This window comes from Pseudomonas sp. JL2 (assembly GCF_031570495.1).
Taxonomy (GTDB): Bacteria; Pseudomonadota; Gammaproteobacteria; order Pseudomonadales; family Pseudomonadaceae; genus Aquipseudomonas; species Aquipseudomonas rhizophila.
This window is the reverse complement of the sequence record NZ_JAKUDH010000013.1, coordinates 1-12,011: the sequence shown is the minus strand read 5'-3', so window position 1 is coordinate 12,011 and position 12,011 is coordinate 1. Positions and strand designations below refer to the sequence as shown.

The following is a 12,011-nucleotide window of genomic DNA, read 5'->3' as shown; positions in this document are numbered from 1 at the left end:
GTGTATCGCGAAATAACGATTTAAAGTTCGCCCCATCGCGATATAGCGTTTTACTCATTCCGAGCAACCAACCATGCCCCTCGACCTCGACGAAATAATAAAAGCCCTGGCACACCCAGTACGGCGAGACATCCTCAACTGGCTCAAAGACCCCAAGGTCCAGTTCCCCGAACAGTTGCACAACCACGAATTCGGCATTTGCGCCGGGCAGATCGACCAGCGTTGCGGCCTGTCGCAGTCCACGGTGTCCGCCCATCTGGCGGTGTTGCAACGGGCGGGGCTGATCACCAGCCAGAAGGTCGGTCAATGGCATTTCTTCAAACGCAACGAGGACGTGATCCAGCAGTTCCTCAAGCAAATGAGCCAAGAGCTCTGACCCGACAAGGATCCACCATGCCCCTCTCACTTCTCATCCTGGCCCTGAGCGCCTTCGCCATCGGCACCACCGAGTTCGTCATCATGGGCCTGTTGCCTGAGGTGGCGGCCGACCTGGGTGTATCGATTCCCGGCGCCGGCTGGCTGGTGACCGGCTACGCCCTGGGCGTGGCCATCGGGGCACCGTTCATGGCCCTGGCCACCGCACGGTTGCCGCGCAAGGCCGCCCTGGTCGCGCTGATGGGGATCTTCATCGTCGGCAACCTGCTCTGCGCCATCGCCAGTGATTACAACGTGCTGATGTTCGCCAGGGTCGTCACCGCCCTGTGCCATGGCGCGTTCTTCGGCATCGGTTCGGTGGTGGCCGCCGGCCTGGTGGCACCCAACAAGCGCGCCTCGGCCGTGGCCCTGATGTTCACCGGCCTGACCCTGGCCAACGTACTCGGCGTACCGCTGGGCACCGCGCTGGGTCAGGAAGCCGGCTGGCGCTCGACCTTCTGGGCCGTGACCGTCATCGGCGTGAATGCACTGATCGGCCTGATCCGCTTTCTGCCGGCCAAGCGCGATGAAGAAAAACTCGACATGCGCTCGGAACTCGTCGCCCTCAAGGGCGCAGGCCTGTGGCTGTCCCTGAGCATGACCGCGCTGTTCTCCGCCTCGGTGTTCACCCTGTTCACTTACGTCGCCCCGCTGCTGGGAGAAGTCACTGGCGTATCGCCCCGCGGCGTGACCTGGACCCTGGTGCTGATCGGCCTGGGCCTGACTCTGGGCAATATCATCGGCGGCAAGCTGGCGGACAAGAGCCTGGCGAACACGCTGATGGGGGTTTTCACCACCATGGCTGTGGTGTCCACCGTATTGAGCTGGACCAGCGTCGCGCTGATCCCCACTGAAATCACCCTGTTCCTCTGGGCCACCGCCTGCTTCGCCGCCGTGCCGGCCCTGCAAGTCAACGTGGTGACCTTCGGCAAAGACGCGCCAAACCTGGTTTCCACCCTGAACATCGGCGCCTTCAACATCGGCAACGCCTTGGGCGCCTGGGTCGGCGGCAGTGTCATCGACCACGGCCTGGGCCTGACCAGCGTGCCCCTGGCCGCCGGTGCGCTGGCCGTGCTGGCGCTGCTGGTCACCCTGATCACTTTCCGCCAGGGCGGCAATGCCGACCTGGCCCCTGCCACTCACTGACTTTTAACCCTTAACTTTCGAGGTTGTAATTGATGACGACTATTTTCGATCCAATCAAACTCGGCGACATCGAGCTGAAGAACCGCATCATCATGGCGCCGCTCACCCGCTGCCGTGCCGACGCCGGCCGTGTGCCCAACGCGCTGATGGCCGAGTACTACGTGCAGCGTGCCTCCGCTGGCCTGATCCTCAGCGAAGCCACCTCTGTCACGCCCATGGGCGTGGGCTACCCCGATACCCCCGGCATCTGGTCCAACGACCAGGTGCGCGGCTGGAGCAACGTGACCAAGGCCATCCACGGCGCCGGCGGCAAGATTTTCCTGCAACTGTGGCACGTGGGCCGGATCTCCCATCCGTCTTACCTGAACGGCGAATTGCCGGTGGCGCCCAGCGCCATCCAGCCCAAGGGCCATGTAAGTCTGGTGCGTCCGCTGGCCGACTACCCGACGCCACGCGCGCTGGAAACCGAGGAGATCGCCGATATCATTGAGGCTTACCGCGTAGGCGCCGAGAACGCCAAGGCCGCCGGTTTCGACGGCGTGGAAATCCATGGCGCCAACGGCTACCTGCTCGACCAGTTCCTGCAAAGCAGCACCAACCAGCGCACCGACAACTATGGCGGCTCCTTGGAAAACCGTGCCCGCCTGCTGCTGGAAGTGACCGACGCTGCCATTGAAGTCTGGGGCGCCGGCCGGGTTGGCGTGCACCTGGCGCCACGCGCCGACTCCCATGACATGGGCGACGAGAACCGCCTGGAAACCTTCAGCTATGTGGCCCGCGAGTTGGGCAAGCGTGGCATCGCCTTTATCTGCTCCCGTGAAAAGGAAGGCGAAGACAGCATCGGCCCGCAGCTCAAGCAAGCTTTCGGTGGCCCGTACATCGCCAACGAACGTTTCACCAAGGACAGCGCCAACGCCTGGCTGGCCGAGGGCAAAGCGGATGCCGTTGCCTTTGGTGTGCCGTTCATTGCCAACCCGGACCTGCCGGCGCGCTTGAAAGCTGACGCACCGCTGAACGAGCCGCATCCGGAAACGTTCTATGGGAAAGGCCCGGTGGGTTACATCGATTACCCCGTGATGTAAATAAATAATCGGCCTTACCAAAAGCCCCGACTCGCAAGAGCCGGGGCTTTTTTACATCTATTGACGGCTGACGCAATCAAACTCCGCAGACATCGAAACATCAAATAACAACACCACACTTACTCACTATGGATTAACACACCGGACAGCGTTAATAATAAGCCCGAACAACAACCCACTCAACCAATGGATTTAACCGACACCTATCAAACTTAATAAGCAACTTCAATTCTTGTAAAAAATAACACTAAACCGAGTAACTTCAATTACGCGCCATTATCTTACGCAGGCTTTAGCGCGCCTCGTAATACATGAGAGACACATTACAATGAACATGATGAAAAACTTAATCCTCGCTCTGCTACTGGGACCGGCAGCCGTCGCCACCAGCCTGGCCAACACCGGCATCACCGTGGAGCTGGTAAACAAAACTTCTCACGCCTTGGAAATGACCAACATTTTAAGTGAGCAACCCACGCCCCCGGACATGTCCTTGAGCGCTTATGATGTCCCCGCCAAAACAACCCGCGAATTCTATTTCGCCCATAACAGAAAATTCACTTATCCCGCTGCTGGCTGGCAACCGACGCTGAGAAAAATCAAACCGATTGAATTAGTTCTCTCCTATCAAATGAGCACCTTCAACTTCGGCTGCCAAATGCAAACCCGCTTTGAAGCCCCCATCGGTTTTGGCGTCCTGGAATCCAGTTACAGCCCAAACAGAAAAAGCAAAACTGCGTATACCGGCAATGGTGAATACACCTGCCGCTCGGAAATCTTTCAGAAGATGCTCGAACCCCCTTTCAACTATTCCGTGCGCCTCATTGTTGAATAAACCGGAGGGTCGGTAACAGGCCGGCACGACAAGTACAGGCGCCTCAATGGCGCCGGTACATCAACACGCCATAATCCTCCTGCACAATAGCGACTCGCGAGCGATCAACGTGTCTGCAGTTCGTCTATAAATGACTCTGCCGGGATCAAGGCCCGGCGGGGTCCTCGCCGTTCAGCTATTGACACAAACCGATGAAATTGAGCATTTTGTTTTATTTGCGCAGGTTGGGGCTCAGGTGCAGCATATCCAGCCCGATCTCCACCCAGCGCTCGGCCTCACCCGCCAGTGCGAAGCTGTCGGGAGCCAGTAGCCACTGGTACAAAATGCCGTCGATGTAGGCATGAATGGCGACTGCTGCCCTTTCGGGATCCAGATCGCCCGGCAACTGGCCACGCTTCATCGCATTGCGCAACGACAACGCGATACGCACGTTGCAATCGAGACTGACCTGGCGCCGCTGCTGGCGCAAATCGCACATTTCATCGGTGAATTCGCACTTATGAAACAAAATCTCATTAATGCGTCGGGTTTTCGGGTCCAGGGCCACCTGTTGGAACAACCGCACCAGCAGCTTGCGAACACAACCCAGGGGGTCAAGCTCCTCTTCACTTTCACTGGCGCGGGCCAGATCGTCGAGCGGCTCGTGCAACGTATCGAGCATGGCCTGGAGCAGGTCCGCCTTATTGCTGAAATGCCAGTAGATGGCACCGCGCGTTACACCGGCCAGCGTCGCGATGTCAGCCAGTGTCGTGCGGGCCACACCGCGCTCGAAAAAGGCTTTTTCGGCCGCTTCGAGTATCTGGCTGCGAGTCTCCAGAGCTTCCTCTTTGGTACGACGGACCATGGCAGTAAACACCTCAATCAGGATGCGTAAGCAATGCGTAAGGATCAACTGAACAAAATGTGAGGCGGCGTTCTTCACAACGCTTCTGCGACCTGCGCAGGCCTTTTGTCAGGCTTTTGTAAATACCGATGGTACGCAATTTGGGTGTTTACAAACAACCGTGTACGTAAGTATATTTCTTAGCATCCTACTAATTGTTTATCTCGCTCTTTTTCACCTTCCACTTTCTTGTGCGCCTCTTACGCGCCTGGACCCGAGGATTTCCATGCAATTCAAGCCAGCTGTTACCGCTCTGGTTACCGCCATCGCCCTGGCATCGCTGCTCAGCGGATGTAAAAAGGAAGAGGCGGCACCTGCCGCACCGGCTCCTCAGGTCGGCGTCGTAACCCTCAAGACCCAGCCGTTCACCCTGACGTCGGAGCTTCCCGGTCGCACCAGCGCGTTCCGCATCGCGGAAGTTCGTCCGCAAGTCAACGGCATCATCCTCAAGCGTCTGTTCAAGGAAGGTGCCGACGTCAAGGCCGGTCAGCAGCTGTATCAGATTGACCCGGCCATGTACGAAGCGACCCTCAAAAGCGCCGAAGCAAACCTGCGCTCAACCAAGTCCATTTCCGATCGCTATAAACAATTAGTGGACGAACAGGCCGTCAGCCGCCAGGAATACGACACCGCCGTGGCCAACCGCCTGGAGTCGGAAGCCAATCTGCAAACCGCCCGGATCAACGTGCGCTACACCAAGGTTTACGCGCCGATTTCCGGTCGCATAGGTCGCTCCTCGGTGACCGAGGGTGCGCTGGTCAGCAACGGTCAGGCCGATGCCCTGGCAACCATTCAGCAACTGGACCCGATTTACGTCGACGTGACGCAGAGTTCCGTGGAACTGCTGCAACTGCGCCGTGAACTGGAAAGCGGCCGCCTGCAGAAGGCTGGCGACAACGCCGCCATGGTCAAACTGACCCTGGAAGACGGCAGCCAATATGCCCATGAGGGCAAGCTGGAGTTCTCCGAAGTGTCGGTCGACCAAACCACCGGTTCGGTAACCCTGCGCGCGGTGTTCCCTAACCCTGACCACACCCTGCTGCCGGGCATGTTCGTCCACGCACAACTGCAGGCCGGTGTGGACAGCGCGGCGATTCTCGCGCCGCAGCAAGGCGTGACCCGCGACCTCAAAGGCATGCCGACCGCCCTGGTGGTGGGCCCGGACAACAAGGTCGAGCTGCGCCAGCTCAAGGCCAGCCGTACCGTCGGTAGCCAGTGGCTGATCGAAGACGGGCTCAAGGCTGGCGATCGCCTGATCACCGAAGGGTTGCAGTACGTACGGCCAGGGGTGGAAGTCAAAGCCACTGAGGCCACCAACGTTGGCGCAAAGAACCCGGCCCCCGCACAGGCAGCTGACAAAGCCGCCGGCGGCAAAGGGGAGTAAACCATGTCGAAATTTTTTATCGACCGTCCGATTTTCGCCTGGGTTATCGCCCTGGTGATCATGTTGGTCGGGGCCCTGTCGATCCTCAAATTGCCGATCAACCAATACCCCAGCATCGCGCCGCCGGCCATTGCGATCCAGGTCACCTACCCGGGCGCATCCGCGCAGACCGTGCAGGACACCGTGGTGCAGGTCATCGAGCAACAGCTCAACGGTATCGATAACCTGCGTTATGTCTCCTCGGAAAGTAACTCCGACGGCAGCATGACCATCACGGCAACCTTCGAACAAGGCACCAACTCCGATACCGCCCAGGTCCAGGTCCAGAACAAGTTGAACCTGGCCACCCCGCTGCTGCCGCAAGAAGTGCAGCAACAGGGCATCCGCGTGACCAAGTCAGTGAGAAACTTCCTGATGGTGATCGGCGTGGTGTCGCGCGACGGCAGCATGACCCGGGAAGACCTGTCCAACTACATCGTGTCCAACATGCAGGACCCGATCTCGCGCACAGCCGGTGTCGGTGACTTCCAGGTCTTCGGTGCCCAGTACGCAATGCGAATCTGGCTCGACCCGGCCAAGCTGAATAACTACAGCCTGACCCCGGTGGATGTGACCAACGCCATTTCCGCGCAGAACGTCCAGATCGCGTCCGGTCAACTCGGCGGCCTGCCTGCCCTGCCCGGTCAGCAACTGAACGCCACCATTATTGGCAAGACCCGCCTGCAGACCGCTGAACAGTTCAAGGCCATCTTGCTCAAGGTCAATCCGGATGGCTCGCAAGTGCGCGTCGGCGACGTGGCGGATGTCGCCCTGGGCGGCGAGAGCTACAGCATCAATGCCCAGTTCAACGGTGCCCCGGCCTCCGGTCTGGCAGTGAGACTGGCCACCGGTGCCAACGCCCTCGACACGGCCAAGGCCCTGCGCCAGACCGTCGAAGATCTCAAGCCGTTCTTCCCGCAAGGCCTGGAAGTGGTGTTCCCCTACGACACCACACCGGTGGTGAGCGAGTCGATCAAGGGTGTGGTTGAAACCCTGATCGAAGCGGTTGCCCTGGTGTTCCTGGTGATGTTCCTGTTCCTGCAGAACTTCCGCGCCACCATCATCACCACGATGACGGTGCCGGTGGTACTGCTCGGTACTTTCGGGATCCTCGCGGCATTCGGCTTCAGCATCAACACCCTGACTATGTTCGGCATGGTGCTGGCCATCGGTTTGCTGGTGGACGATGCCATCGTCGTGGTGGAGAACGTCGAACGGGTCATGAGTGAAGAAGGCCTGTCACCCAAGGAAGCCACCAAGAAATCCATGGGCCAGATCCAGGGCGCCCTGGTGGGTATCGCCCTGGTGCTCTCGGCGGTGCTGCTGCCGATGGCGTTTTTTGGTGGCTCCACCGGCGTGATCTACAAGCAGTTTTCCATCACCATCGTCTCGGCCATGGCCCTGTCGGTACTGGTGGCCCTGATCTTTACCCCGGCCCTGTGCGCCACCATGCTCAAGCCGATTCCCAAGGGTGAGCACGGCACGCCAAAACGCGGCTTCTTCGGCTGGTTCAACCGCACCTTCGACCGCGGCGTCAGAAGCTACGAGCGCGGCGTGGGCAACATGCTCAAGCACAAGGCGCCGTACCTGCTGGCCTATGTGATCATCGTGGTTGGCATGGTCTGGCTGTTCACCCGCATCCCGACGGCGTTCCTGCCGGAAGAAGACCAGGGCGTGCTGTTTGCTCAGGTACAGACCCCGGCCGGTTCCAGCGCCGAACGGACCCAGGTGGTGGTGGACAACATGCGCGAGTTCCTGCTGCGTCCAAGCAAGGATGGCGGTGAAGGCGATGGCGTGGCCTCGGTGTTCACCGTGACCGGCTTCAACTTCGCCGGTCGTGGCCAGAGCTCCGGCCTGGCGTTCATCATGCTCAAGCCGTGGGAAGAGCGTGACGCTGAGAACACCGTGTTCAAAATCGCTGGCCGCGCCCAGCAACACTTCTTCACCTTCCGCGACGCAATGGTGTTTGCCTTCGCTCCGCCGGCGGTGATGGAACTGGGTAACGCCACCGGTTTCGACGTGTTCCTGCAGGACCGCGCCGGCATCGGCCATGAGAAGCTGATGGAAGCCCGTAACCAGTTCCTGGGCATGGCTTCCCAGAGCAAGATTCTCTCCCAAGTGCGTCCGAACGGCCTGAATGACGAGCCGCAGTACCAGTTGGAAATCGATGACGAGAAGGCCAGCGCCCTGGGCATCACCCTCTCGGACATCAACAACACCCTGTCGGTTGCCCTGGGCAGTAGCTACGTGAACGACTTCATCGACCGTGGTCGGGTGAAGCGGGTGTACGTCCAAGGTCAGCCGAATGCACGCATGAGCCCCGAAGACCTGCAGAAGTGGTATGTGCGCAACAGCGCCGGGACTATGGTGCCGTTCAGCGCATTCGCCAAGGGCGAGTGGGTCTACGGCTCGCCGAAACTGGCCCGTTACAACGGCGTGGAAGCAATGGAAATTCTGGGGTCCCCGGCCCCGGGTTACTCCACCGGTGAAGCCATGGCCGAAGTCGAGGCCATCGCCCAGAAACTGCCGGCCGGCGTCGGTATTTCCTGGACGGGTTTGTCCTACGAGGAACGTCTTTCCGGCTCCCAGGCGCCTGCGTTGTACGCCTTGTCGCTGCTGATGGTATTCCTCTGCCTGGCTGCGCTGTATGAAAGCTGGTCGATTCCGATCGCGGTCATGCTCGTGGTACCACTGGGGATCATCGGTGCCTTGATGGCGACCAGCCTGCGCGGCCTGTCCAACGACGTGTACTTCCAGGTGGGTTTGTTGACGACCATCGGTCTGGCGGCGAAAAACGCTATTCTGATCGTGGAATTCGCCAAGGAACTCCACGAACAGGGCCGCACGCTGGTGGAAGCCGCCATTGAAGCCTGTAGGATGCGTCTAAGGCCGATCATCATGACGTCCCTGGCGTTCGTTCTCGGCGTGGTGCCATTGGCGATTTCCACCGGCGCAGGTTCAGGCAGCCAGCACGCCATCGGCACCGGTGTGATCGGCGGTATGTTGACCGCCACCATCCTGGCGATTTTCTGGGTGCCATTGTTCTTCGTGACTGTGTCGTCGATAGGCCGTCGCAAAAATATCGACCAGGACGACACTCCTGAAACTTCTAAAGAGGCTGGCCAATGAGCAAGTCGCTCCTCTCTCTGACCATCGCCGCCGTCGTGCTCAGCGGCTGCTCGCTGATCCCCGATTATCAGCGGCCCGAAGCACCGGTCGCCACGCAGTACCCGCAAGGTCCGGCCTACGAGCCGGCCAAGGCGGCCAGCCAGGCCGCCGCCGAACAGGGCTGGAAACAGTTTTTCCATGATCCGGCCTTGCAACAGCTGATCCAGGTTGCCCTGGAAAACAACCGCGACCTGCGCGTCGCGGCGCTGAATATCGATGCTTACGCCGCGCAATACCGCATCCAGCGGGCGGACCTGTTCCCAGCGGTCTCGGCCACTGGTTCCGGTAGCCGTCAGCGAGTGCCGGCACGGGCGTCGCAAACCGGTGAGGCGGCCATCAGCAGCTCCTACTCCGCGACCCTGGGCATCAGTGCTTATGAACTGGACCTGTTCGGCCGGGTGCGCAGCCTGAGCGAGCAAGCGTTGCAAAGCTACTTCGCCACCGAAGAGGCCCGTCGCAGTACCCAGATCAGCCTGGTGGCCAGCGTTGCCAACGCCTACCTGACCTGGCAGGCCGACAAGGAACTGCTCAAGCTGACCCAGGAAACCCTGGGCACCTACGAGCAAAGCCTCAAGCTGACCTCCCGCAGCGCCGAAGTCGGCGTGGCCTCGGCCCTGGACCTGAGCCAGGCACGCACGGCGGTGGAAAACGCCCGCGTACAACTGGCGCGCTATACCCGCCAGGTGGCTCAGGATGAAAACAGCCTGACCCTGCTGCTGGGCACCGGTCTGCCGTCCAACCTGAGCACCCAACCGCTGAGCGATGACCTGCTCAGCGAAGTGCCGGCGGGGTTGCCGTCAGACCTGTTGCAACGTCGCCCGGACATCCTCCAGGCCGAACGCAACCTGCTGGCCGCCAACGCCAACATCGGCGCCGCACGGGCCGCGTTCTTCCCCAGCATCAGCCTGACGGCCAACGCCGGCACCCTGAGCCCGGACCTGTCCGGCCTGTTCAAGGGCGGTTCGGGCACCTGGACCTTCGCCCCGCAAATCAACCTGCCGATCTTCAACGCCGGCAGCCTGCGGGCAAGCCTGGATTACGCCAAAATCCAGAAAGACATCAACGTCGCCAATTACGAGAAGTCGATTCAGACCGCGTTTCAGGAAGTCTCCGACGGCCTGGCCGCACGCCGGACCTACAATGAACAGTTGCAGGCCCAGACCGCCTTCGTCGCCGCCAACCAGGACTACTACAGCCTGGCCGAGCGTCGCTATCGCATCGGTGTCGACAGCAACCTGACCTTCCTCGACGCCCAACGTCAGTTGTTCAGCGCCCAACAATCGCTGATCACCGACCGCCTGGCGCAACTGACCAGCGAGGTCAATCTGTACAAGGCGTTGGGCGGTGGTTGGAATGCCGAACCCGGCAAGAACGAACCGGTGGCGGAGAAAGCGCCGCCGTTGAAACTGTTCTGACTTGATGCCTGAACGCTGAAACACGAAGCCCACCGGAAGGTGGGCTTTTTGTTTTTAAGGATTAACAGGTTTCTGCGTTCAAAACACAAACCTGTGGCGAGGGGATTTATCCCCGCTGGGTTGCGCAGCCCAAAGGGGGCATTTGCTTAGAGACGACGCTGCGCTGCGTCGTACACTTCCTTGTCTCGCCGAGCACCGACGGCCACGATCAACACCTGAATTGCTTTCCCATCGACTCTATAAACGATACGCGTATCGCCTGTTCGAATTCTTCGACATCCGGCCAGGCTGGCTCTGAGCGGCTGACCGGTTTTGTCCGGCTCTCCCCTGACAATCCGCTCTTCAATGACATCAAGGATACGGTTCGCCGCTGCCGCCCCCAACTGATCCAGATCGTCCTGAACCTCCGGATGGTAGATAACACCCCAAACCATTCACTACTCCTTCAGTCGTTTTTGGCGTACCGCGCTCGCATAGCGTCATGACTGATGGCCTTGGCCTGATCGAAATCGATCAGCCGCTCGCGGGCTGTCGCTTCGACGCGAAGGTTTTCCAGTTCATCAAGCATTTCCTGATAGGCATCGACATTAATAATCACAGCTGCCGGCTCATTGTCCTTGAAAATAACCAGCCTTTCAGTTGCGCGACTCGAGACTTCCTTGAGCTTCGCGCTGAAGCTCCTGACCATTGCGGTAACGGATACCGCCTGATCAGCCCGTTCCAATAGCGCTGCCATAACAACCTCCCAGCACATTAAGTTACACATATTTATACATATCTTTATGCGTAAAGTGTTGCGCCTCAAGAAGCATAAATCAAGTTAAAAAAACAACTCCCGACCGGTTGCGCACCATACAGATCCGCCCTCCACAAAAAGCCCTCGCTGCCGTCAGGCACCGATTTTTTTGACTAGGCACACACCCCTGTGGCGAGGGGTTTTATCCCTTCGCCACAATAAGGCTCGACCTGCTAACGCGGGTCGACGATATCCAGCGCACGATTGGCCAGCAGCTCACTCAACTCGATCATCTGTGCCACGCCTAGCGCGACATGCCGCCGCGAGCCTTTCAGATCGAACGCCAGGTCGCTGACCATGGCATTGGCCGAGGCCAGGGTTTCGCTGAGATTCGCCAGTAGACACTCGGTGTCGAGGGTGTCGATGACAGTGAAAACTTGAGTTGAGGTTTTGGGTTTGGGATCAGGGTGGGTGCCCAGATGGTAATCGAGTGCTCGGTCTGCGGCCTCTTGGAGCTTTTCTGGATCGGGGTCGTTGTAGGGGAAGGTACTCTCTGATGGCGAAGAAGGATGATGTTTTTTCATAACGGCGCTCCTGCATCAATCGGAGCCCGAGACGTTGGGTCCGGGCGTTGGCGCCTAACAAATTCGGCGGGCTTGCAGTCCCGGTCGCTGGATGGGCAGCGACACGAACAAGCTAGAGATACCGCTTCCGAGCAGCAACCTTAAAACCTCGTCGGAAAAGTCACCGCGTCTGTCAGACCGGCTACGGATCCTGTGGGAGCAAGGCTTGCCCGCGATGGCGGCCTGACAGTCGGCCAGGGTTTTGTTGATTGCGTACATATCCGTTTCTGCGGTAACGGCCACTTGGGAGTGTCAGATTTTTTGTGTGCGGGCCGGTAACGGCCTG

Annotated in this window: 11 protein-coding genes; 7 read left to right on the top strand and 4 right to left on the bottom strand. The window is 59.6% G+C overall.

From position 1 onward, the window contains the following. The first annotated feature begins 73 nt into the window (after positions 1–73). The 4 genes from MKS85_RS17105 (at position 74) to MKS85_RS17090 (ending at position 3,477) form a co-directional block, all read left to right on the top strand. The gene (locus tag MKS85_RS17105; RefSeq protein ID WP_047228026.1) at positions 74–376 is read left to right on the top strand and encodes a helix-turn-helix transcriptional regulator; all 303 of its coding nucleotides are present in this window, start codon (positions 74–76) and stop codon (positions 374–376) included. Positions 377–393: 17 nt separating this feature from the next. Continuing rightward, positions 394–1,560 (top strand): MFS transporter, encoded by a 1,167-nt coding sequence (locus MKS85_RS17100; RefSeq protein ID WP_188252079.1) that lies wholly within the window; start codon positions 394–396, stop codon positions 1,558–1,560. 32 nt (positions 1,561–1,592) lie between these two features. After that, on the top strand, positions 1,593–2,642 hold the full coding sequence (locus MKS85_RS17095) for an alkene reductase (protein WP_076386007.1): 1,050 nt from the start codon (positions 1,593–1,595) through the stop codon (positions 2,640–2,642). 328 nt (positions 2,643–2,970) lie between these two features. Further along, the gene (locus tag MKS85_RS17090) at positions 2,971–3,477 is read left to right on the top strand and encodes a hypothetical protein (RefSeq protein ID WP_139050947.1); all 507 of its coding nucleotides are present in this window, start codon (positions 2,971–2,973) and stop codon (positions 3,475–3,477) included. 211 nt (positions 3,478–3,688) lie between these two features. Here MKS85_RS17090 and MKS85_RS17085 read toward each other — a convergent pair whose 3' ends face one another. Continuing rightward, positions 3,689–4,321: a TetR family transcriptional regulator gene (locus tag MKS85_RS17085; protein WP_139050948.1), complete on the bottom strand. Its 633-nt coding sequence runs from the start codon at positions 4,319–4,321 to the stop codon at positions 3,689–3,691. Between the two features lie 265 nt (positions 4,322–4,586). On the opposite strand from MKS85_RS17085, the gene MKS85_RS17080 reads away from it, so the two are divergent. Genes MKS85_RS17080 through adeC form a run of 3 tightly spaced genes read left to right on the top strand, consistent with a single transcriptional unit; the run spans position 4,587 to position 10,366 of the window. After that, a complete protein-coding gene (locus tag MKS85_RS17080; protein WP_188252078.1) occupies positions 4,587–5,744 on the top strand; it encodes an efflux RND transporter periplasmic adaptor subunit in 1,158 nt (385 codons plus the stop codon). Positions 5,745–5,747: 3 nt separating this feature from the next. Beyond that, complete coding sequence (emhB, locus tag MKS85_RS17075; RefSeq protein ID WP_047228032.1) at positions 5,748–8,912, top strand: efflux RND transporter permease subunit EmhB; 3,165 nt, start codon at positions 5,748–5,750, stop codon at positions 8,910–8,912. Then, entirely contained in the window at positions 8,909–10,366 is a 1,458-nt protein-coding gene (gene adeC / locus MKS85_RS17070) for an AdeC/AdeK/OprM family multidrug efflux complex outer membrane factor (protein ID WP_047228033.1), read from the top strand. The genes emhB and adeC overlap by 4 nt, the downstream gene beginning before the upstream one ends. A gap of 146 nt (positions 10,367–10,512) precedes the next feature. Here adeC and MKS85_RS17065 read toward each other — a convergent pair whose 3' ends face one another. From MKS85_RS17065 to MKS85_RS17055, 3 genes are all read right to left on the bottom strand, one after another. Beyond that, the gene (locus tag MKS85_RS17065) at positions 10,513–10,800 is read right to left on the bottom strand and encodes a type II toxin-antitoxin system RelE/ParE family toxin (RefSeq protein WP_063322588.1); all 288 of its coding nucleotides are present in this window, start codon (positions 10,798–10,800) and stop codon (positions 10,513–10,515) included. 11 nt (positions 10,801–10,811) lie between these two features. Then, positions 10,812–11,102, bottom strand: a complete 291-nt coding sequence (locus tag MKS85_RS17060; RefSeq protein WP_188252077.1) for a type II toxin-antitoxin system Phd/YefM family antitoxin — start codon at positions 11,100–11,102, stop codon at positions 10,812–10,814. 233 nt (positions 11,103–11,335) lie between these two features. Further along, positions 11,336–11,686, bottom strand: a complete 351-nt coding sequence (locus MKS85_RS17055; protein ID WP_188252076.1) for a DUF6124 family protein — start codon at positions 11,684–11,686, stop codon at positions 11,336–11,338. Between the last annotated feature and the right edge of the window lie 325 nt (positions 11,687–12,011).